Source organism: Allobosea sp. (assembly GCF_017308075.1).
GTDB lineage: Bacteria > Pseudomonadota > Alphaproteobacteria > Rhizobiales > Beijerinckiaceae > Allobosea.
Window position 1 is genome coordinate 94,448 of the sequence record NZ_JAFKFX010000033.1, and the last position, 22,394, is coordinate 116,841.

The following is a 22,394-nucleotide window of genomic DNA, read 5'->3' on the forward strand; positions in this document are numbered from 1 at the left end:
CGGGCGAGCATGACGGGGCGGCGATCTCAGCCGAACGCCCCGATCTCATGCTGGATCGCGCCGGAGATCTCGCGCAGCAGCGCAAAGCACTGACGCATCGGCTCGACCACGTCGCGATGCAGCGCCGCATAGGCGCCGCCCTCGCGCGGCCCCGGCGGCTCGCCGAAATCGAGGCCGAGCGCCGGGTCCGGATTGAGCGGGAAGATTTCGCCGAGCAGGACGAGCGCCCCGGCCATGTCTAGCCGCAGGATACGCTCGAGCAGGAGTTCGCGCGTCACCCCGGCATGCGGCCGGAAATCCGGGATATGCGTCGCCGAGAGCCAGATCCGGTGCAGCAGCGCAAGCCGCAGCGTGTGCAGCGCGACCAGCCTGACCGGCATCGCCGGCGGCTCGCCCGCCGCCTCCTTCAGCTTCAGCCGATCGGAGGCGAAGCGCCAGAACAGCCGCCGCAGCGCCGGCGCAAGGTCGAGCCGCGCCAGCGCCTCGGCGACCGCGAGCAGTTCGTCACGCCGCCCCTCCTTCTCGGTGCGCCGCGCCCGGTCGAACCAAGAGCCGGCATCGAGCGTGTCGAGATAGGCGCGCAGCACGTCGAGATCGCTGTTCGCCATGGCATGGGCCGCGAGGCGATAGGCCCGGCCGAAGCGCTCTGAACTCTCGCGCATGCTCGCGAACAGCTCCGGCGCCCTTGCCGCCGCCTGGCCGATACCGTGCACGCTGTTCGCCAGCCAGCCGAGCTGCTGCAGGATGGCGTTGTTCGGGATGGCGCGCAGCTCCCGGGGATGGCGGATCACCGCCGGCCCACCGGCATCGCTCTGCCGCGCCGCCGGGCGCGAGCCGGTCTTGTCGAGCAGGGACGGGCCGAAGGTGCCGATCAGCGCGGCATAGCCGGGATCGTCGACGAGATGCGTCATCTCCTCGCGCACGGTCTGGAAGAACTCGGTGGCGAAGTCCGGCTCGGCATAAATCGGATCGTCCGCACCACCCGCCGGATCGGCGAACACCGCCTCGGCGATGCGTGCCACCGTCGCCCCGGCGAGCGTGCCCGTGCCGAACAGCAGATAGCCGTCGCTGCCCTGGAAGCTGGTCTCGCGCGTCACCTTGACGCCGGCCTTCGCAAACGCGCGCCGCGGCCATTCCGGATCGAGATAGGCGAGCCGGTCGGCGAGGCTGTCGGGATGGGCACCGCGCCCGGCCGACTCGCCATGGGTGTCGAAGATCACGAGCTCGATGTCGGTCAGCCCGTAGCGCTGCAGCAATTCGAGGATGCGGCTTCTCAGCCGCTCGACCCAGAAGGTCGCCGCGACCTGGCCGATATAGCGGCCGGAATCGGAGTAGCCGAACTGGACGCAGAGCCTGCCATGGCGCTTGAGATAATCGCGCCAATGCGGGCTGCGCAGCGCCTCGTCGATGATGCGCGGGCCCTGCTCCAGTGCGTCCGACGTCTCGAAGAGCGGCGAGATCTCGACGTGATCGGCGATGCCGAAGCGCTTCGCCAGATAAAGCGCCGAGAGCAGCGTATAGCCGGTCTCGGTCTCGGCGATCAGGAAGCGCACCGGCCGCGAGCCGTCGACATGCTTCACGATCTGCGCGACCATCATCATCATCCGCGCCGCCGAGGCGCGCTCGACCGCGAGCGCGCCGAAATCGACCGGCGTCGGCTGCGCCTTGGCGAGCGCCTGGTTCGCCGCCGCGAGGAAGGCGCGCCTTTGCGCCGGCTGGGCCGGGTCCTCGTCGAGCGGGATCACGCCGCGCATCGCATTGTGGAGCTGCGAGGCGTTGAGCCGGAAATGCGGCAGCGCGATCGAGACGCCATGGGCGATGACGCCGGCCCGCGCCAGCACCAGCGCGCTCGCCGCCTCATCGTCCTCGGCCAGCACGATCGCCTTGTCGAGCGCCGCCAGCAGCTTCGAGGCGTCAGGCAGGGCGGCCTCGCGCTCGCCGATCAGCGCCAGCGAGAAGGCCTGCAAGGCAGCGATCTCCGGCTTGCTGTTCAGGGGCGGGCAGAGCGCAAGCTGCCGCTCGACAGCAGCGAGCGCAGCCTCGAGCAGCGCCCTCACCTCGGCGGCCGCCGGCACCTCCGGCAGCTTCTCCAGCAGGCGGAAGAACTGGCCGCGCTTCGATTCCAGCCGGTAGCGCAAAGTGTCCCACCAGCCGATATCGGTGCGCCCATCGGTATCGCTGCCGACCCAGGAGGCGAGCTGCAAAGCGCGCGGCCTGAGCTCGCGCCAGCGCTGCGGCCAGCGCGCCCGCGCCTCGGCCAGGAAGGCCGCGGTCAGCCGGTCGATCGCGTCGCGGGCATGGCGCACCGCAAAGCGCGCCTGCTCGAACTCGTCCTGCAGGGTGATCGCCGCATCCGGCCGGAAGGAGAGATCGGCCGCCTTCAGCACCGCCGCCTCGCCCTCGTTCGAGGCGAGCTCGGCCAGCGCATGCGCCACCGCCCGGCTCATGCCGAAGGTCGGATGCGCGGTGAACACGGCCGCGAAGCGCACCCGCGCCAGCGCCGCGCCATAGGCTTCGAAGGGCTGGGCCGAAGCGCTCGCCTCCTCGCCGACGCGCCGCGCCAGCGCCGCATAGGCTTCGGCCTCGTCACGCTCCAGCCCGACATAGGATGCGACGCGCCCCGCCCGGTCGGCGAGCGCGGCGCGGCCGAGCTGGCGGATCAGCGCCGCGGCGTCGGCGAGCGTCACCTCGCCGCGATCCATCTTGCGGGTCAGCCAGAGCGTGGCGCGTAAGACCGGATTGCCGAACGGGTCCTCGCGCGCATCCCTGCGCGCCTGCACGATCGCCGCCGACAACTCGCTCGCCAGCACCGATGGCGACATTTCCTCCGCAGCCACGCCGCTCTCCGTCTTCTTTAAATCGTTTGATGAGGCGGCTCGCAGGGGAGCAGGATTCCAATTCTACCGCAACCGCGAAAAGCGTTGCGGCGCCGCAGCAGACGGATGCGACAGGCGCGGGAACCTCGACGCAGATCCCCTCTCGTGGAAGGAGAGGGGCAGGGGTGAGGTGTCCGGGAGGGATATCGTGAGCCTGCCCCCGACTGTGCGGTGGGCGCAGCGCGGGCTGGTCAAACCTCGCACACCTCACCCTGCCCTCTCCTTCCAGGAGAGGGGTCCCCGCGCCTCTCCCTCGCGCGCAGCCGCGTTCCGCCGGGGACAACCCGCCAACTTATCCCCGCCCCGAAAACCTCGCTTATGCTTCTGCCCGTCCCGCCCGAACCGAGGGGGCTTCGCGAGGCATCATGAGGCCGGGCGGGAGAGCGGTCTTCGCGGCGAAAGGGCCTTGCGAGCCCGAGCGAGCGCGCTCCGCAAAGGTGCGATCCACCTTTGCGGCCGGCCTGCCTGTTCCACCGCGGAGGGGTTTTCGTCGATGGGAGAGGCCCTCCCAGTCCTGCCGGACGTAACCAGACGACGAAGACACCATAGAGAACCGCGCGCGGGGCTCGGGAGGCGGCCAATGGCGCTGCTTCGACAGAAGACATCGACATTCGGCACGCAGCCGTCGACTGCGACGCCGCCCGGCCCCGCGCCCTCCCTCGGATGGCGTTCTCTTCAGACCTTCGCGGTGAAAGCCGGCGGGAGGCACGCCCATGCAACCCGCCTGCGCACGGCCTTGGCCATATCGCGGGTCGTCCCGGGCGACCGCAGGGAGACCCGGGACCCATGCCCGAACCTCCTGCGGGAAGGCTCAGGCATGGATCCCGGATCGGCGCCGCTTCGCGGCTTGTCCGGGATGACCCCGGGTTGCATCACGAAGGACAACCCACCGACTGCCCACGCCCGAGTCCCCATGAGACGAAGCAGCCCGCCCCGCCTGCCCGCGCCCTATCTCCGGCACATCTGGCTCGACCGCGCCGCGGTGCCGGAGCCGCAGGCCTATCCCTGGTGCCTGCCCTTCCTGCGCGAGGACTTCGCGCTGTCCTTCGACCGGGCGATCACCATCATCGTCGGCGAGAACGGCACCGGAAAATCGACGCTGCTCGAGGGCATCGCGGCGCTTGCCGGCTATGACGAGGCCGGCGGCGGCAAGGGCTACCGCCCGGTCGACCATGCCGAGGCCGTCGAGACGATGGGTGGCTGGCTCGCGAGCGCATTGAAGGCGAGCTGGCTTCCCAAGGTCACCGATGGCTGGTTCTTCCGGGCCGAGAGCTTCTTCTCGGTGGCGCGCCATCTCGACCATGCGGCCCGCAGCTCCGGCCATGCACCGCCCGATTTCCTCTCGCATTCGCATGGCGAGGGCTTTCTGCGCTTCTTCGAGGAGCGCTGCCAGCGCCGCGGCATCTTCATCTTCGACGAGCCGGAATCGGCGCTCTCCCCGGCCCGCCAGATCGAATTCCTGAAACTGCTGCGCCGGATGGACCGGCTCGGCCAGTGCCAGGTGATCATGGCGACCCACGCCCCGATCCTGATGGCCTATCCCGGCGCCCGCCTGCTCGGCCTGACCAAATACGGGCTCGATCCCGTGACGATCGAGCAGACCCAGCATTTCCGGATCATGCGCGAGTTCTGCGCCGACCCGGCGACGTTCGTGGAGACGATGATGGAGGAGTGAGGAAGCGGCGCGTCGACTGGCTCAGGGCCCCGCCTAGGCAGTTCTAATCCAGCCCTGCGGCAGGGATGCCACCGACATGAGGCTGTTTGCGATCAATTAGAAGCGCCTACTCCTCAGGCAAAGCTTGCTCCCTCGACCAGAATTTGAAACTCAAAAACAAGTTCATCATACTGATCCTGGCGAGAGTCATCCTTAATTTCTAATATTTTTGTTGCAGCATAAAGCCCGTTAATATTACGCCAAAGAACGATCTGATTAATTATAGGCGTTCTATGACTGGATGAATAATTGTAACCGGCCGCATCCTTGATCCCTTTAATCCAATCTGTATCTTTTACGAGAGCCAATCCTTCAATACTGGAATTTCTCCGATAGGCATGGATCGAAATATCGCTCGCCTTTGACCAATGGGTCTCAAACAGAAAGTGCCCCTCTCCTATCGCGAAGTTCCCGTTATTGTTCGAATAATCGAATTTAGCGACGCCCGATAAACTCTTGTTTTGATACTCTCCACTCGATGAGCTAGTAAGTGTCTTCGGCCTTACGCGTTCGTCAATACCTTGGATATAAGCGACACATTCCGCCGGCCGCATCACGACGGAACCCAGCTTCTTTAGTTCATCAGAGCGCCCAATCAGGTGACGATCGTCCGTGACGAAAATATCCCGGCCAGCCATCACGTGAGCAGCGAGATGGTCAACATCGCGAATCTTGTTACCAAACCGCTTATCTTCTTCAGCAAGCCCGGGGAATAGTACCTTCTGAATTTCGTCAGCCAGAACTTCTGTCTTCTTGTCAGCCCAGACGTCACCACCATCCCAGGACGACTCGTCCCAGCGAAGTACCGAGCTGATCACCTCAAACATCGCGAGATTGCCTTTGAGTCGCTTGCGCCGCTGCTCGTCCTTGTCCTGATCGAGGTCGGCCTCCGCGCGCGTCGTAATGACGACCTGAGCTCGACCATTCGTTGCATAGCGGATCAGCTGGGCGATCTCATCGCGAGAGGTCGCAGTCTCGCTTTCACTGTCGAAGTGATTGATCAAACAGTTGGTATCGAGGGTCAGTTTCATCGAAGCTCACGATACGAAAGTTGTATTGGCAACAACAACTCAGAGTACCTCGGCCGGCGCGCAGCGCATCGCCTTGACGATTTGTGCCGGGCGCAGATTCGGACGCAATACTTGCACAGCATATCCGACGCTGAAGGTTACAGATCGGCTTTCCGCCGTCATTACGCCAAGCCTTACGCGACCTGCATCGACAGCCGCAGACACCCCCACGCAGCAATGCTAAACCCGCCCCACTAGCAGCCACCTCCCACGAGTCCCCGCCTTGCCCAGCTCCCTCTCCTCCGCCCGCCTCCAGGACGCCGTCGCCTTTGCGCAGGCGCATGACTCGCCGTGGCCGCGCAGCATGTTCTATCCGGACGGCGCCTATGTCGGGAATCGCGAATGGGACGAGAAGGGTCCCTGGACCGAGATCGTCGGCCCGGTCGAGCCGCGCGGCGGGCCGGCCGGCATCGTCCTGAAGGGCGGCAAGCTCGCCGCCGAATGGGGCGATGTCGAGCGCGCCGACATGACCTTCTCGATCGCCAAGAGCTATCTTTCGGTGCTGGCGGGCCTTGCCGTCGCCGACGGGCTGATCGCCGATATCGACGAGCCCGTGGGCAAGAGCGTCGACGGGCCGCATTTCTCCAGCCCGCATAATGCGAAGATCACCTGGCGCCATCTGCTCAACATGAACAGCGAATGGCAGGGCGAAATCTTCGGCAAGTCCGACCAGGTCGACCATTTCCGCCAGATCGGCGTCGGCGCCGACAACAGCCGGAAAGGCCAGCGCCGCGAGCTCGGCGCGCCCGGCAGCCTCTACGAGTACAACGACGTCCGGGTGAACGCGCTCGGCTATGCGCTGCTGCGCCGCTTCGGCCGGCCGCTGCCGCAGGTCCTGCGCGAGCGCATCATGGACCCGATCGGCGCCTCGCAGGGCTGGCGCTGGGAGGGCTACGAGACCTCGTGGGTCGAGATCGACGGTGAGCGCATGCAGTCGGTCCCCGGCGGCGGCCATTGGGGCGGCGGCCTGTTCATCAGCGCCCGCGACCATGCCCGCTTCGGCCAGCTCGTCGCGCAGAAGGGCGTCTGGGACGGGCGCGAGCTGATCCCCTCCTCCTGGCTGGAGCAGTCGCTCAAGCCTTCGCCGACCCTGGCGAATTACGGCTTCCTCTGGTGGCTGAACGCCAACCCGAAGCTGCCGGCGAGCAGCTTCAGCGCCCAGGGCGCCGGCAACAACCTGATCTGGATCGACCCGGAGCATGACCTCGTCGCCGTGCTGCGCTGGATCGACAAGGCCGCAATCGACGGTTTTCTGGAGCGGCTGGTCGCAGCGGTGGAGTGAGGCCCCTTCTCCCCTCCGGGGGAGAAGGTCCCGGCAGGGGGATGAGGGCGGCGCGACCGGGTGCGCCGCCTCTACGGCAGCGCCATCCTTCCCTCATCCGTCAGCGCTTCGCGCTGCCACCTTCTCCCCCAAGGGGAGAAGGGTTGCCCGCGCCCTTGATCAGCCACTGGCGCATGACGTTGCGTCCATGCATTCAGCGAGCAGCACCCTCGCCTGCCCGCCCTTGCCGCGCCTCCCGCCCCCGCGCATAGAGCCGGCTCTCCTCGCCCGAAAGCCGCCGCGTGACCAAGACCATCCCCCTGACCTCGCGGCCCGCCTTCGGCGTCGCCTGCGGCCTGCTCTGCGCCGTGATCTGGGGCGTCCAGGCCGTGGTCTCGCGCCAATCCGTCGCCGACGGGCTCTCGGCCGGCGACGTTACCATGCTGCGCTTCCTCGCCGCATCGCTGGTGATGCTGCCCTTCGCGCTGAAGCGGCTGAAGCCCTTCCCGGTCGGGACGCTCGGCTGGAAGCGGGCGCTGGTGCTGACCGCGCTGGTCGGCCCGGCCTACAGCCTGATCCTGGTCGGCGGTGCCCATTTCGCGCCCGCTCTGCATTCCTCGGTGATCTCACCGGGGCTGATCCCGGTCTGCACCGCCGCGCTCGCCTGGTTCGTGCTCGGCGAGCGTGCCGGCAAGGCCCGCCTCATCGGCCTTGCCCTGCTCGTGCTCGGCATCGCCGTCTTCGCCCGGGAGGCGCTGGCCAACACGCCGACGCGCGCAGGCGCCTGGATCGGCGATCTGCTCTTCGTGCTGATCGCCCTGCTCTGGTCGATCTTCGGCGTGCTCTGCCGACGCTGGGGCGCCAATGCGGTCGAAGTCACCATGGCGACCTGCCTGCTGGCGCTGCCGTTCCTGCCGCTGCTCGCCCTCGTGCAGCCGGTCAATCTGCTGCAGGCGCCGCTCTCGGCCGTCGCCTTGCAGGCCGTCTACCAGGGCGTTCTGGTCGGAGCGCTGGCGCTGTTCCTCTACACCCAGTCGGTCGCGACGCTCGGCGCCGGCGGCGCGGCCTTGTTCCTGCCGCTGGTCCCGGTGGTCACCGCGATCGCCAGCGCCGCCCTGCTCGGCGAGAAGGCCTCGGCGCAGGAGATCGCCGGCATGGCTATCGCCATCACCGGCATGGTCGTGGCGCTCAGGGCGCCGAGCGCGCGCTGAGCGGCCCTTCCGCAGTCATTCCGGGACAAGCCGGAGGCCTGGACCCGGACCCCATGGACACCCTGCAATTCCAGCCCGTCATGCTCGCCCTTGTGGCGAGCATCCACGTCTTGAACACGACACTGGACCACTGAAGGCGTAGATGGTCGGGACAGGCCCGACCATGACGAAAAAAGGAGCGCTCATAGGTTCCGGGCTCGCCGCTACGCAGCGCCCCGGAACGACAGGGCATATCCTCAGCCCTTATGACCCTTGGCGATCGGCTCGACATAGGACAGGGCCATATCCCAGGGGAAATAGATCCAGGTGTCCTGGCTGACCTCGGTGACGAAGGTGTCGACCACCGGCACGCCGGCCGGCTTGGCGTAGACCGTGGCGAAATGCGCGTTCGGCAGCATCTCGCGCACGACGCGGGCGGTCTTGCCGGTGTCGGTGAGGTCGTCGACGACGAGGACGCCCTTGCCCTTGCCGTCGCCGATGGCGCGGATCGAGGGGGCGATCTCCTTCATCACCTTGAGCTCGGTCTGGTTCTTGTAGTCGTGATAGCTCGCGACGCAGACCGTCTCGATCATGCGCAGGCCGAGCTCGCGGCAGATGATCGCCGCCGGCACCAGCCCGCCGCGGGTGATGCAGACCATCGCCTCGAACGGCCCGGCATCGGCCAGGCGCCAGGCGAGCGCCCGGGCGTCGCGGTGGAACTGGTCCCAGGAAACGGGGAAAGCCTTGTTGGCGGTCGGTTCGGCCATGGCGGGCGGTCCTGCGGAAAGCGTGGCTGGCTTTTCCGCAAAGCGCATCCGGCCGGCGCGCGCAAGTGCCGAGCGGAAGCTTTTCCCCGCTGTGATCGCAACGGCATGGTCCGACCCGGCTCGCCGGGCCGGATCGTCCCACCGCTTCGGACCGTCAGAACTCGGCCCAGCCGTCGGCACCTCCGCTCCCGACCCGCACCGCCGTGCGGACCGGCGGCCTGCCCGCCGGGACGGGCGCGGGCTTCGCTGCCGGGAGCATGGCACGCAGGCCGGCGGCCAGCCTCTCGGGCGCATCCGAGGCGTCGCGCCCACCGAGCCGAAACGCCCCGACCAGCGCCGCCAGAGCCTGAGTCTCGCCCTGCAATTCGCGCGAGAGCCGGGAGCTGGCATCGGCCATCATCGCGTTCTGCTGGGTCATCTCGTCCATATGCGCGACGGTCCGCGCCATCTCGTCGACGCCATTGGCCTGTTCGACCGCGGCGCTGGAGATGTCGGCGATGGTGCCGGCGACCCGGGTCGCGGCGCTGACGATCTCCTCCAGCGTCTTGCCGGCCTGCTGGACCAGCTTCACCCCGGAGCGGACCTGCTCGCTCGAATTGCTGATCAGCTCCTTGATCCCGTGGGCAGATTCGCTGGAGCGCTTGGCCAGCGCCCTGACCTCGGAGGCAACCACGGCGAAGCCCCGGCCGGCATCGCCGGCGCGGGCCGCCTCCACCGCCGCATTCAGCGCCAGCAGATTGGTCTGGAACGAGATCTCGTCGATCATCGAGATGATGTCGGCGATCGCGGTCGAGGCCTGCTCGATTCGGCTCATCGCCGTCACCGCATCGGCGACGATCGCGCCGCCACGCGAGGCCACGGTCTTGGCCTCGTCGCCGAGCGCCGCGGCCTGGCGCGAATTGCCGGCGCTGGTCTTGATCGAGGCGGCGAGCTCCTCGGTGGTCGCCGCCGTCTGCTGCAGGCTGGAAGCCTGCGCCTCGGTGCGTTCGGCGAGATCGACGCTTTCCGAGGCGATCCGGTCGGCGGCAGCCGCGACCTTCCCGGAAACGCCGCCGACGGCACCGATCACCTGCGCCATATTGTCGAGAAGTTCGTTGATGCCGTTGCAGAGATCGGCGACCTCGCCCTCCTTGCCCGCCATCGGGATGCGCTGGGTCAGGTCGCGCTCCTTGGCCCGCCCGATCACGCCCTGCGCCTCCGCCACCGCCTGGGCGAGCTGGCGCGCCGCCTTCTGCTCGCTGATGTCGGTGGCGTACTTCACCACTTTCGTGGGCTGCCCCTTGGCATCGAAGATCGGATTGTAGCTCGCCTGGATCCACACCTCCCTGCCGCCCTTGCCGAGGCGCAGATACTGGCCGGCATCATATTCGCCGCGGCCGAGCTTCTGCCAGAAGGCGCGGTATTCCGGCGAATCGCGATAGACCGGCTCGCAGAACATGCCGTGATGCTGGCCCTTGATCTCGGCCAGCGAGTAGCCGGTGACGGCAAGGAAGTTTTCGTTGGCGTCGAGGATCGTGCCGTCGAGCGAGAACTCGATCACCGCCATCGCCTTGCGGATCGCCCCGAGCTGCCCGGCCATGTCGGCCTCGCGGTTCTTCTGCGCGGTGATCACCGTCGCGAACTTGATCACCTTCACCGGCCTGCCACCGGCATCGAGCACGGGGCTATAGCTCGCCTCGATCCAGAGCTCGCTGCCATCGGCCGCGACGCGCAGGAACTGGCGGGCCTGGTATTCGCCACCCGCCAGCTTCGCCCAGAACGCCTTGTAGTCGGCGCTGGCCGCTTCTTCCTTGCTGACGAACATGCTGTGGTGCCGCCCGCGCACCTGCTCCAACGTGTAGCCGACCGCTCCAAGGAAGTTCTCGTTGGCCTCGATAATGGTCCCGTCGAGCTTGAATGTGATCACCGCCATCGAGCGGCCGAGAGCCGCCATCTCACCTTCGAGTTCGCGGCGCGCAGCGCCGCCCGTGAATGGATTTAGCCGCATGCCCATCCCCCTGCATTCAGCACCGCGGAACTCGATCCGCGGAAATAAAGGATAGACGACGACAGTTTACGGGCAGCTAAGGAGCTTAAAAATTCACGGAATAACAAAATCGTGATCGGAAAAGTACTTAAAATTCTAAAGTAAATATAACGCCGAAAACCAACAAAAGCAAAACGGAATACAAAGTCCAGCAAGAATCAACCGCGCCATTGAAATAGCGACCCAGAAGACGTTTGCACATCAAGCGGGCGGATTGCAGATTTTAATGACTTTAAACAACACGCGAGAGCGCGGGGCGGCCGACGCGAGAGCTCCCTGTACCTTGACGGGAACCCCGGTCTCCGTGCGCAACCGGAAATTGTTCCGGACGGCTCAGCGAAGCTCAGCGCTTCAGCCGGGCGCGCTCCGTCTCGACCATCGCCTGAACCGCAGCGACCGCCTTCATCAGCTTCTCCGGATCGCGCGAGCGCACCACGAGATTGGTGTCCGGCCCGGTCTCCGACCAGAACGGATAGGAGCCGATCGTGCAGTCGGGATGGGCGGCGGCGATGGCCGCGAGCGGCGTGCCGATATCGCCCTCGCGCAGACCGGCGCGCACCGTTTCGGAGAGGATCTTGACCCCGGTCTTCAGGGTCGGCGCGACGACGTCGAGCATGGCCTGCATGATCGCCGGCACGCCGGCCATGACATGGACATTGCCGATGCGGAAGCCCGGCGCCTTCGACACGGAATTGGCGATCAGCTCGGCCCCGGCGGGAATGCGCGTCATGCGCATGCGGGCCTCGTTGAGCTGGTCCGGCGGGAAACGCTCGGCGAGCATGGCGATCGCCCGCGGATCGTAGTCGATCGAAACCCCGAAGGCACAGGCGACGGCATCCGCGGTGATGTCGTCATGGGTCGGGCCGATGCCGCCGGTGGTGAAGACATAGGTGTAGCGCGCGCGGATCGCGTTCAGCGCCGAGACGATTTCGTCCATCAGGTCGGGCACGACCCGGACCTCGCGCAGCTCGATGCCGATATTGGTCAGGAATTCGGCGATGTAGCCGATATTCTTGTCCTTGGTCCGCCCCGACAGGATCTCGTCGCCGATCACCAGTATCGCCGCGGTGACCGGCGGCTCGAAAGCCTTGTTCGATGACGCGCTCATGGGCAGGCTCCTGGAATGTCGAAGCGGAGAATGACGCCGCCTGCGCAGAACGGAGCTAAGCGCCTCGGGCCCGGCCGCTCAAGCACCGTCCGGGGCGGAGCCGTCATGCGCGGCAAGGTGGATCAGGACACCTTGCGCTCATAGACGAGGTTGAGCCGGGTCTGCGCCAGCAGGCGATAGCCCCGCGCCTCCAGCAGCGCCGGCAGATCCATCTGCCAGCGGGCGCGCGAATCCTCGATGACGATGAAGCCCGGCCAGAGCGCCTCGGGCGCATCCCGCAGGAAGGGTTCCAGGATCAGGTCCTCGGCCCCCTCGACATCGAGCTTGATCGCATCGAGCCGCTCATAGCCCTCGCTCTGCATCAGCGCGAGCAGCGTCGTCGCCGGCACGCGCACCGAGGTCGAGGTGCTGGAGCGGAGCAGGCGCACGCTCGATTCACCCTTGTTCGCGGGGTCGAGGAACAAGGTCAATTCGCCCGGCTTGTCGGCGAGCGCGCAGGCCACCGCCTTGACCGTGCCGAAGGGGTTGCGGGCGATGTTGTAGGTCAGCCGCGCGAAGATCTCCGGCTGCGGCTCGACGGCGAGGATGCGCGCCCGGCGCCCTGCTTTTGCGGCGACGAACAGCGAATAGGCACCGATATTGGCGCCGATATCGATGAAGCAGAAGCCCTCGCCGATCCGGGCCGCGAGCAATTCGCGCTCCCGCGCATCGAAATATTGCGGCGTGAACAGCACGCGCTTCTCGCAGACATTGCCGTCGGGGTAGAGCCGCATCCGGGCGCCCAGCGCCTCGATGTCGACCGGCCGCCCCTTCAGCGCCTTGAGCCCGAGCCGGCGCAGCGCGAAGGCGAATTTGCGACCGAGATAGGAGCCGGAGGCGCGCCGGGTGCGCGAGATGATCCGTGCAACCAGCCCCTGCGGCGCGAAGGTTCCGTAGGGCTGTTCCTCGCCCGACTGCATGTCATTAAGTGCCATTGGCGCGCTGTACACGGCAAATCCGCCCTGCGCCAGCACTACCGCGATGTCGCGGCCCGGCCCGTCCGGCTTGCACCAGCCGCCAAAGCCAATAAATAAAGGCATCAAGGAGCCACTTCTCGACATGACCCTCGACGAATCGATCGCGCGCGCACGGCGCGAGCCTGTCATCAAGCTGCACGGCGCCGAAGCTTTCCACGGCATGCGCAAGGCCGGGCGCTTGGTCGCCCAGGGGCTCGACATGCTCGCCGACGAGGTTCGGCCCGGCGTGACGACCCAGCGGCTCGACGATCTCGCCTTCCAGTTCGCCATGGACAACGGTGCCTATCCGGCGACGCTGTTCTACCGCGGCTACACCAAATCGATCTGCACCTCGATCAACCACGTCGTCTGTCACGGCATCCCAGACGACAAGCCGCTGCGCGAAGGCGACATCGTCAATATCGACTACACCCTGATCCTCGATGGCTGGCATGGCGATTCCAGCCGGATGTTCGGCGTCGGCGCGATACCCCGCAAGGCCGAGCGCCTGATCGAGATCACCTATGAGAGCCTGCTGCGAGGCATCGCCGCCGTGCGTCCGGGCGCGACCACCGGCGATATCGGCTTCGCCATCCAGCGCTATGCCGAAGGCGAGCGCTGCTCGGTGGTGCGGGATTTCTGCGGCCACGGCCTCGGCGAGGTCTTCCACGACGCGCCGAACATCCTGCACTATGGCAGCCCCGGCGAAGGCGCCGAACTCAAGCCCGGCATGCTCTTCACCATCGAGCCGATGATCAACCTCGGCAAGGCGAGCGTGAAGGTGCTCTCCGATGGCTGGACCGCTGTGACACGCGATCGCTCGCTCTCGGCCCAGTTCGAGCATACGGTCGGCGTCACGGAAGACGGCTGCGAGATCTTCACGCGCTCGCCCGCCGGCCGCGACAACCCGCTCGCACCCAGATGAGCGAGAGCGGCAAGGGAAGTCCCGCTCCCGTTGCCGCGCCCGCCAGCGCCGCCCCGCATCATCTCGGCCATCGCGAGCGGCTGCGCCAGCGCTTCCTCGAAGGCGGCGACGGCGCCCTGCCCGATTACGAGCTGCTCGAGCTGCTGCTCTTCCGCTCGATCCCCCAGCGCGACGTCAAGCCGCTCGCCAAGCAGCTGATCCAGCATTTCGGCTCCTTCGCCGAGGTGATCGGCGCACCGGTCTCGCGGCTGCGGGAGGTCAAGGGCATCGGCGAGAGCGTCGCGCTCGACCTCAAGATCGTCGAGGCCTCGCTGAAGCGGGCGATGAAGGGCCAGATCGCCAAGAAGCCCGTGCTCTCCTCCTGGTCCTCGGTCATCGACTATTGCCGCCTGGCGATGGCCTTCGCCGAGCGCGAGCAGTTCCGCATCCTCTTCCTCGACAAGAAGAACGCCCTGATCGCCGACGAGGTGCAGCAGACCGGCACCGTCGACCATACCCCGGTCTATCCGCGCGAGGTGATGCGACGCGCGTTGGAGCTCTCGGCTACAGCCTTGATTTTAATACATAATCATCCATCCGGAGACCCGACACCGTCCGGCGCCGACATGCGCATGACCCGCGAGCTCGTCGACATCGCCAAGCCGCTCGGCATCGCCATCCACGACCACATCATCGTCGGCCGCGACGGCCATGCCAGCTTCAAGGGGCTCGGCCTGATCTGAACGTCCCCGGATCAGCCCGACGCCGCGGCGCGCGCCGACTGCAGCGCCCGTGGACGGCGCTTGCGGAAGCGGCGCCTCGCCCAGATGACCAGCCCCGTACCCCAGAGCCCGATCAGCACCAGCGACAGCAGCGTGTTGAAAGTGGTCCCCAGCAAGGCGTGCCAGTTGCCCTCATGCAGCGCGCGCGACCAGTTCGTCGGTGCCGGCTGCAGCCCTTCCCGGGTCACGACATAGGTCGACAGCCGGTTGCCTTCGTAGATCCGGGCGACCAGCCGCCCGCCCCGCATCCGCAGCGAGGTCAGGCTGGCCAGATCATGGTCGCGCGCGACGGCCGAGACCGCGGCGCGGATCGGCACGCGCTCGCCGCGCGGCCCGGCAGGCGCCCCACCGGTTCCGACGCCCATCACGATGAACAGCCCGGTCAGCGGGCTCAGCACGACGAGCGGCAGGGTGAGCCAGGCCATTCCGGCGTGCCAGCCGCCCAGCGTGTTGCGCAAGCGCGGCCAGCCCATGGCGACGCCGAGCACGGCCAGGGCGATCATCGCGACGGTACTGGCCGTCACCAGCCAGCCGAGGTCCAGGAGCAGCCGCTCGTGCAGGCCGCGCGCCCAGCCGAACCATTCGGCGAGCCCCTCCGTCTCGACCTCCTCGCCGCTGGCGAGGCCGACATCCACTGTTCCGTCCTCTCCGACGCCGGACAGTCGGACCAGCTGGTCATAGGTGCGAACCGAGAAGCCGGTCGCCTTGCCGTCCGGATCGTAGCGGTCGAGGAAACCGAGCAGCCGCGCTTCGGTCAGAGGCGCCGCCGGTGCCTGGCGCTGCGCCAGCGGCTCGAGCGACAGCACCAGCCCCGAGACGATGATTCCGAGTAGAGGCAGCGCGAAAACGAGGGTGATCCAGCGGTGCAAGCGGAGCAAATAGGGCTTCAATCCCATATTGGAATCTTTCTAACCTGTCGCCGCTGCGGACCTTGCGCTCCTCCCGCCAGCCAGGCAAGCGACAGCAACGCCGCAGGCCCCTTTTGGCAGCCCCTGCGCTGTCCAAGGCATGATCGCTCCGCCTTCGGCGCCTTTGGTCGGCGCGCCCACCGCAGTCCGGCCGCCGCGCTTTGCCCAAGGAACGGGCAAGCTTCGCCGCAACCCTCGGCAGCAGACCTCTTTCCGAAGCCGCGCAATTGCGCATAGGCTACCCGAAACAGGGGAAGAAGCCTGCATGCCGGCGTTCGACGAGATGACGGGGGGAGAAGGCGGATTGCGCTCGGCCTATGTCGAGCTCGACCGCTGGCTGAAGGAAGCGCCGCCCGAGATGCTGGCCCTGCGCCGCTCCCAGGCCGAATTGTTCTTCCGGCGCATCGGCATCACCTTCGCCGTCTATGGCGACGAGGAATCGACCGAGCGGCTGATTCCCTTCGACATCATCCCGCGCGTGCTGACCAAGCCGGAATGGACCAAGCTCGAGAAAGGGCTGCGCCAGCGCGTCACCGCGCTGAACATGTTCCTCGCCGATGTCTACGGCAAGAAGGAGTGCCTGAAGGCCGGCATCATCCCGGCCGATCTGGTCTACCGCAATGCCTGCTACCAGCTGCAGATGGTCGATTTCCAGGTGCCGCACGGCATCTACTGCCACATCGCCGGCATCGACATCGTCCGCGTCGACGCCGACACCTTCTATGTGCTGGAGGATAATGCCCGCACCCCGTCCGGCGTCTCCTACATGATGGAGAACCGCGAGGTGATGCTGCGGCTCTTCCCGGAGCTGTTCGCCACCCACCGCGTCGCGCCGGTCGACAATTACCCCGACCAGCTGCTGGCGACGCTGCGCTCGGTCGCGCCGCGCAGCGCTTCCTCCGACCCGACGATCTGCCTTCTGACGCCGGGCCAGTACAATTCGGCCTTCTACGAGCACTCGTTCCTGGCCGACAAGCTCGGCGTCGAGCTGGTCGAGGGCTCGGACCTGCTGGTCAAGGACGATATCGTCTACATGCGCACGACCCAGGGGCCGAAGCGTGTCGACGTGATCTACCGGCGCATCGACGACGACTTCATCGACCCTCTGGTCTTCCGCGGCGATTCCGTGCTCGGCGTGCCCGGCATCATCGGTGCCTACAAGGCCGGCAACGTCACCCTCGCCAATGCGGTCGGCACCGGCGTCGCCGACGATAAGGCGGTCTACAGCTACATGCCTGAGATCGTGAAGTTCTTCACCGGCGAGGAGCCGATCCTGAAGAACGTCCCGACCCATCGCTGCCGCGAGCCCGAGGCCAACGCCTATGTGCTCGACAATCTCGAAAAGCTGGTGGTCAAGGAGGTCAACGGCTCCGGCGGCTACGGCATGCTGGTCGGCCCCCATGCCAGCAAGGCCCAGATCGAGACCTTCCGGCAGAAGCTCAAGCTCCAGCCCGAGGGCTTCATCGCCCAGCCGACGCTGGCGCTCTCGACCTGCCCGACCTTCGTCGCCTCCGGCGTCGCGCCGCGCCATGTCGACCTGCGGCCTTACGTGCTCTCGGGCGCCAACGGCATTTCCTGCGTGCCCGGCGGGCTGACCCGCGTCGCGCTGCAGGAGGGCTCTCTGGTGGTCAATTCGAGCCAGGGCGGCGGCACCAAGGACACCTGGGTGCTCGACGCATGAGGATGCCCGCTTTCACCTGCCTTCGAATCCTCCCGGAATCCCGGACCTGACCATGCTTTCGCGCACCGCCGACAGCCTCTACTGGGTCTCGCGCTATGTCGAACGGGCCGAGTATCTCGCCCGCATCCTCGACGCCACGACCCGCCTGACCAACCTGCCCTCCGCCTATGGCGGCGCCGGCACCGAATGGCAGAGCGCGGTCGCCACCGCCGGTTGCGAGGATGCCTTCGCCCTCGCCTATGACGAGGCAAACGAGCGCAATGTCTGCGAGTTCCTCACCTTCAACCCGGATAATCCGTCCTCGATCCGCAACTGCTTCGCCCTCGCCCGCTCGAACGCCCGTGCGGTGCGCACCGCGCTGACCTCGGAAATGTGGGACGCACTCAACGGCGCCTGGCTCGAACTCCAGCGCTTCGAACGCAAGCGCATGGACCGCGAGGAGTTCGCCCGCTTCCTCGACTGGGTGAAGAACGTCTCGCTGGTCTTCGACGGCTCAGCCTACCGCACCATGCTGCGCGATGACGGCTACTGGTTCTCGCGACTCGGCGTGCATCTCGAGCGGGCCGACAACACCGCCCGTATCCTCGACGTGAAGTATCATCTGCTTCTGCCGGAGACCGAGCAGGTCGGCGGCTCGCTCGACTATTTCCAGTGGACGACGATGCTGCGCGAGGTCTCGGCGCTGACCGCCTATCATTGGGTCTATCGCGAAGCGGTGAAGCCGGTGCTGATCGCCGATCTCCTGATCCTCAACAAGCGCATGCCGCGCTCGCTGGCGAGCTGCTATGAGAGCATCTCGCGCTTCCTCGACCAGATCGGCGATGCCTATGACCGGCACGGCCCGGCCCAGCGCCAGGCCCGCAAAACCCTGGCCAGCCTGTCGAACATGCCGATCGACGCGGTGATCCGGCGCGGGCTGCACGAGTTCATCGAGGACTTCATCACAGAGAACAACCGCCTTGGTGCGATCATCGTCGACCAATATCTGCAATAGGCCATTGGCCACCGACGGAACCGAGGACCTCAAGCAGCCGCCATGCGTATCCGGATCTCGCACAGCATCGCCTATGCCTATGCCGAGCCGGTGCGCCAGCTCCGGCAGGTGTTGCGGCTGACGCCCCGCGACCATGACGGCCAGCATGTCATGTCCTGGCGGATCACACCGAACATCGACGGCCGGCTGCGTTCCAGCCAGGATCCGTTCGGCAATCTCGTCCATGATTTCTCGGCCGACGGGCCGATCGAGAATTATGCGATCGAAGTCAACGGCATGGTCGAAACCGTCAATCTCGCTGGGGTCATCCGGGGCGTGGTCGAGAAGGTGCCGCCGGCCGTGTTCATGCGCGACACCAGGCTGACCGAGCCGAGCGCCGCTCTGCGCGACCTCGCGACCGAGGCGGCGGCCAGGGGCGGCAGCGAGCTCTCGCGCCTGCACGCATTGATGGAGACGCTACACGAAAGAATCGCCTGCGTGCCGACCGGCGAGCGCCTCGGCATCGGCGCCGGCGCCTGCCTCGAAGCGGGCGAAGGCATCCCGCAGGATGTCGCACATGTCTTCATGACCTGCGCCCGCTCGCTCGGTGCGCCCGCCCGCTATGTCTCCGGCTATGTCGCGGAATCGCAGACGCTGCCGCATGCCGGCGGGGCCCATGCCTGGGCCGAGGCGTATTTGCCGGATTATGGCTGGATCGGCTTCGACTGCGCCAACGGGCTCTGCCCGATCGACACCCATATCCGCGTCGCGACCGGTCTCGACTATGCCGACGCGGCGCCGGTCCGCGGCGCCCGCACCGGCGGCAATGGCGAGAGCCTGCTGGTCGAGGTCCGCGCCCAGGCCGCCCGGCCGCGCCAGCAGGGGCAGTAGCGGCGCGGGGCCCGGCGTCGTCGACCTCCCCCCTCATTCCCGGGCATTGCTGCGCTAGACCCGCGAATGACGGACAACTCATTGTCCTCGCCATGAGCGCCTGATACCAGCCATACGCGCCCCGCTCCGGAGACCCGTCACGTGACCTATTGCGCCGGCATCCTCGTCCAGGACGGTCTCGTGATGATCGCCGACACGCGCACCAATGCCGGGCTCGACGACATCTCGACCTTCCGCAAGCTCCACGTCTTCTCCTGGCCGGGCGAGCGCACGCTGACGCTCGCCACCGCCGGCAACCTCTCCCTCACCCAGTCGGTCGTCAGCCTGCTGCATGAGGGCGTGCCGAATCCGGAGACCGGCGAACCCGAAACGCTGCAGAATGCGCCCTCGATGTTCCGCGCCGCCCAGCTCGTCGGCCGGGCGGTCCGCCGCGTGCGCGAGACCGATGGCGATGCATTGCGCGATGCCGGCGTCAAATACGACATGTCGCTGCTGTTCGGCGGCCAGATCATCGGCCAGCCGATGCGGCTGTTCATGATCTACTCGGCCGGCAACTTCATCGAATGCGGCATGGATTCGCCCTTCCTGCAGATCGGCGAGCACAAATACGGCAAGCCCATCCTCGACCGCGCCGTGACCTTCAGGACCGATCTCTATGACGCATTGAAGGTCGGTCTGATCTCGATGGATTCGACCATGCGCTCGAATCTCGGCGTCGGCCTGCCGATCGACCTGATCATGCTCCGCCGCGACGCGGAAGCACCGGAACTCAACCGCCGGATCGAGGCCGGCGAGCCCTATTTCCACGATCTGCGCGAGCGTTGGTCGGCTGCGCTGCGCGCCGCGCATATGGCGATTCCGCGCCCACCCTACGAACCGACGGAGAGCTGAGCGCGAGCCGCCAGGCGGCTCCGGACGCTCATTCTCGGCAGCGCGACAACGATTTCGTGCACTTCGTCAGCATCGCTGGAAACCGGATGGCAAGATTCGCCTGTCAGGATGGATCATCTGCGCGCCCGGACAGGTGGAGCATTTTGCAGCTTTCTGCTCGTTTGCCCAACATGAATTCGTCGGCTCGGATGCTGACGAGCACGGTGGCAACCCTGGCCTGTGCCTTCGCATTCGTCAGCGCGGCCGCCGTGGGCGTCATCGTCGCGATCATGCTCAATGCGAACCGCGTCGAGGCGGAAAGACAATATGATCGCGTCGAAGCGGCGATCGAAAGCCAGGTTCGGCTGCGCCGCCATCGCCTCGAAAACCTGGCCGATGCCGGGCTGCTTCAGCCGATCTTCGATGCGAGCCTGCCGCGCCCGGCCCTGCAATGGGGTTTCGCGCGATTTGCCAGCCGCTTCCTCGATTTCGACGGCGCCTATCTCGTCACCGCCTCGGGCAAGGTTCTCGCCGGCGTCGAAGGCGGCCAGGCCGCCGGCCAGGCCGGCTATGAAGGCTTGCGCCATTTCGCCGCCGAACTGCCTGGCGCGATGGCCACGACCACGCATGCAGCCCCAACCACGACGAGCGGACCGCTGAACGCCTTTCTCAGGTCTGATGGCCAGGAGACCTTGGGCGTCGTGATCGCTGATCTGAGAGCGGCCAGCATGGCTGGCGCGAGGACCCCCTCCCCTGCCGGTCCCGCCTATCTCGTCGGCTATCGCCGCACCACCGCGTCACTCCTCGAAGATCTGGCCCAGCGCTACCGTGTCCCGAATGTGCGGATCGTCGGCGAGCGTCCTCCCGACCGCTTGACTCGCCGCGATATCGTTTCGGCGGACGGCGCCATCAGAGCATGGCTGACCTGGACGCCGGACCGGCCTGGCGACGCGATGATGCGGCAGTTCTTCTGGGCCCTTGCCGGGGTCGGGCTGCTCTTCATCGCGATCTTCGCCTATGTTTTCCATCGCCTGCGCCATGCGGGTACCCAGATCACCCTTCGAGAGCAGCAAATCCAGCGTCTGGCCGGCCAGGACGAGCTATCTCACCTCCCCAACCGCCGCACCTTCGATCTCAGACTCGACCAGGAACTCGCCCAGCTCGGCCGTACCAAGAGCGGGCTCGCAGTCCTGATGCTCGACCTCGACCGCTTCAAGGCCGTCAACGACACCTATGGCCACAATGCCGGCGACGAGCTGATCCGGCAGGTCGCGAAACGCCTGACCACCATCCTGCGCGTCGGCGACACGGTCGCCCGTCTCGGCGGCGACGAGTTCGGCATCATCCAGACCCATATGAACGAGCCCGGCGCCAGCGCTGCGCTCGGCCAGCGAATCCTCGATTCGCTCACGGAGCCTTTCGAGATCGCCGGCGTCGCCGTCACCATCGGCTGCTCCATCGGAATCGCCCACGGCCCGCAGGACGGCGCTGACCGTGGCACGCTGATGCGCCTCGCCGACACCGCCCTCTACCAGGCCAAGAACGAGGGACGGAACCGCTACTCCTTCTTCGAACCGCAGATGAACCGGGCGCTCCAGGTCAAGCGCATGGTCGAGGAGGACCTGCGCAACGCGATCAACCGCGACGAGCTTCTGCTGCACTACCAGCCTCAGGTCTCGATCGACGGCGCGACCATCATCGGCGTCGAGGCGCTGGTGCGCTGGCCGCACCCGGTGCACGGCATGATCCCGCCCTCGGAGTTCATCGGCATCGCCGAGGAGCGCGGCCTGATCATGCCGCTGAGCGAATGGGTGCTGCGCCGCGCCTGCGAGCAGGCGCTGAAATGGCCGGGGATCAAGCTCGCCGTCAACGTCTCGCCGATCCAGTTCCGCCACAAGGACTTCGTCGCCAGCGTCATCCGCATCCTCGACGAAACCGGTTTCGACCCTGGCCGGCTCGAACTCGAATTGACCGAGGGCGTCGTGGTCGAGGACGCCGACGCCGCCGAGAACGCGATGATGGACCTGCGGGCGCATGGCATCGGCCTGGCGCTCGACGATTTCGGCACCGGCTATTCCAGCCTGATCTATCTGCGCCGCTTCGCCTTCGACAAGATCAAGATCGACCGCTCCTTCCTCGAATACATGGAGACGACCGGGGAATCCGCCATTCTCGTGCATTCCGTCGTGCATCTCGGCCGCGCGCTCGGCCTGCGCGTCTGTGCCGAGGGCGTCGAGACCACCGAGCAGCACCGCTTCCTTCAGGCGGTCGGCTGCCACGAACTGCAGGGCTTCCTGTTCTCCAAGGGCGTCCCGCCCCGCGAGATCGACCGGCTGCTGGCGCTCGACCAGCCCTTCGAGAAGCAGCTTGCCGCCTGA

General features: G+C 66.7%; 17 protein-coding genes. 10 read left to right on the forward strand and 7 right to left on the reverse strand.

Annotated features, from left to right (window positions below):
* Positions 1 to 26 precede the first annotated feature (26 nt).
* Complete coding sequence (locus J0J10_RS16160) at positions 27 to 2,822, reverse strand: phosphoenolpyruvate carboxylase (RefSeq protein ID WP_291647511.1); 2,796 nt, start codon at positions 2,820 to 2,822, stop codon at positions 27 to 29.
* 967 nt (positions 2,823 to 3,789) lie between these two features.
* Between J0J10_RS16160 and J0J10_RS16165 the strand changes: the two genes are divergently transcribed.
* Entirely contained in the window at positions 3,790 to 4,551 is a 762-nt protein-coding gene (locus J0J10_RS16165; RefSeq protein WP_291647427.1) for an AAA family ATPase, read from the forward strand.
* Positions 4,552 to 4,664: 113 nt separating this feature from the next.
* Here J0J10_RS16165 and J0J10_RS16170 read toward each other — a convergent pair whose 3' ends face one another.
* Positions 4,665 to 5,621, reverse strand: coding sequence for a hypothetical protein (locus tag J0J10_RS16170; protein ID WP_291647428.1), 957 nt, complete (start codon positions 5,619 to 5,621; stop codon positions 4,665 to 4,667).
* A 262-nt stretch (positions 5,622 to 5,883) separates the two neighbouring features.
* On the opposite strand from J0J10_RS16170, the gene J0J10_RS16175 reads away from it, so the two are divergent.
* Positions 5,884 to 6,942, forward strand: a complete 1,059-nt coding sequence (locus J0J10_RS16175) for a serine hydrolase domain-containing protein (protein ID WP_291647429.1) — start codon at positions 5,884 to 5,886, stop codon at positions 6,940 to 6,942.
* A gap of 281 nt (positions 6,943 to 7,223) precedes the next feature.
* Positions 7,224 to 8,132 (forward strand): DMT family transporter, encoded by a 909-nt coding sequence (locus J0J10_RS16180; protein ID WP_291640852.1) that lies wholly within the window; start codon positions 7,224 to 7,226, stop codon positions 8,130 to 8,132.
* A 236-nt stretch (positions 8,133 to 8,368) separates the two neighbouring features.
* On the opposite strand, the gene gpt is transcribed toward J0J10_RS16180, so the two are convergent.
* The 4 genes from gpt to J0J10_RS16200 form a co-directional block, all read right to left on the reverse strand.
* Positions 8,369 to 8,878, reverse strand: a complete 510-nt coding sequence (gene gpt / locus J0J10_RS16185; RefSeq protein WP_291640854.1) for a xanthine phosphoribosyltransferase — start codon at positions 8,876 to 8,878, stop codon at positions 8,369 to 8,371.
* A 154-nt stretch (positions 8,879 to 9,032) separates the two neighbouring features.
* Positions 9,033 to 10,865: a methyl-accepting chemotaxis protein gene (locus J0J10_RS16190; RefSeq protein WP_291647430.1), complete on the reverse strand. Its 1,833-nt coding sequence runs from the start codon at positions 10,863 to 10,865 to the stop codon at positions 9,033 to 9,035.
* A gap of 382 nt (positions 10,866 to 11,247) precedes the next feature.
* Positions 11,248 to 12,012: a competence/damage-inducible protein A gene (locus J0J10_RS16195; RefSeq protein ID WP_291640858.1), complete on the reverse strand. Its 765-nt coding sequence runs from the start codon at positions 12,010 to 12,012 to the stop codon at positions 11,248 to 11,250.
* Positions 12,013 to 12,134: 122 nt separating this feature from the next.
* Complete coding sequence (locus tag J0J10_RS16200; RefSeq protein WP_291647513.1) at positions 12,135 to 12,986, reverse strand: FkbM family methyltransferase; 852 nt, start codon at positions 12,984 to 12,986, stop codon at positions 12,135 to 12,137.
* A 124-nt stretch (positions 12,987 to 13,110) separates the two neighbouring features.
* Between J0J10_RS16200 and map the strand changes: the two genes are divergently transcribed.
* Positions 13,111 to 13,932 carry a type I methionyl aminopeptidase gene (gene map / locus J0J10_RS16205; RefSeq protein ID WP_291647431.1) on the forward strand — a complete coding sequence of 274 codons (822 nt, stop codon included), beginning with the start codon at positions 13,111 to 13,113 and terminating at the stop codon, positions 13,930 to 13,932.
* Positions 13,929 to 14,654: a RadC family protein gene (gene radC, locus J0J10_RS16210; protein ID WP_291647432.1), complete on the forward strand. Its 726-nt coding sequence runs from the start codon at positions 13,929 to 13,931 to the stop codon at positions 14,652 to 14,654. Before map ends, radC begins: the two co-directional genes overlap by 4 nt.
* Positions 14,655 to 14,665: 11 nt before the next feature.
* Here radC and J0J10_RS16215 read toward each other — a convergent pair whose 3' ends face one another.
* Complete coding sequence (locus J0J10_RS16215; RefSeq protein ID WP_291647433.1) at positions 14,666 to 15,571, reverse strand: PepSY-associated TM helix domain-containing protein; 906 nt, start codon at positions 15,569 to 15,571, stop codon at positions 14,666 to 14,668.
* A gap of 295 nt (positions 15,572 to 15,866) precedes the next feature.
* Between J0J10_RS16215 and J0J10_RS16220 the strand changes: the two genes are divergently transcribed.
* The 5 genes from J0J10_RS16220 to J0J10_RS16240 all read left to right on the forward strand — a co-directional run bounded on the left by J0J10_RS16220 (position 15,867) and on the right by J0J10_RS16240 (position 22,394).
* Positions 15,867 to 17,282 carry a circularly permuted type 2 ATP-grasp protein gene (locus J0J10_RS16220; protein WP_291640866.1) on the forward strand — a complete coding sequence of 472 codons (1,416 nt, stop codon included), beginning with the start codon at positions 15,867 to 15,869 and terminating at the stop codon, positions 17,280 to 17,282.
* 52 nt (positions 17,283 to 17,334) lie between these two features.
* Complete coding sequence (locus J0J10_RS16225) at positions 17,335 to 18,276, forward strand: alpha-E domain-containing protein (protein ID WP_291640868.1); 942 nt, start codon at positions 17,335 to 17,337, stop codon at positions 18,274 to 18,276.
* 42 nt (positions 18,277 to 18,318) lie between these two features.
* Positions 18,319 to 19,146 (forward strand): transglutaminase family protein, encoded by an 828-nt coding sequence (locus J0J10_RS16230; protein WP_291647434.1) that lies wholly within the window; start codon positions 18,319 to 18,321, stop codon positions 19,144 to 19,146.
* A 141-nt stretch (positions 19,147 to 19,287) separates the two neighbouring features.
* On the forward strand, positions 19,288 to 20,037 hold the full coding sequence (locus J0J10_RS16235; RefSeq protein WP_291647435.1) for a proteasome-type protease: 750 nt from the start codon (positions 19,288 to 19,290) through the stop codon (positions 20,035 to 20,037).
* Positions 20,038 to 20,225: 188 nt separating this feature from the next.
* Positions 20,226 to 22,394, forward strand: a complete 2,169-nt coding sequence (locus tag J0J10_RS16240) for a putative bifunctional diguanylate cyclase/phosphodiesterase (RefSeq protein ID WP_291647436.1) — start codon at positions 20,226 to 20,228, stop codon at positions 22,392 to 22,394.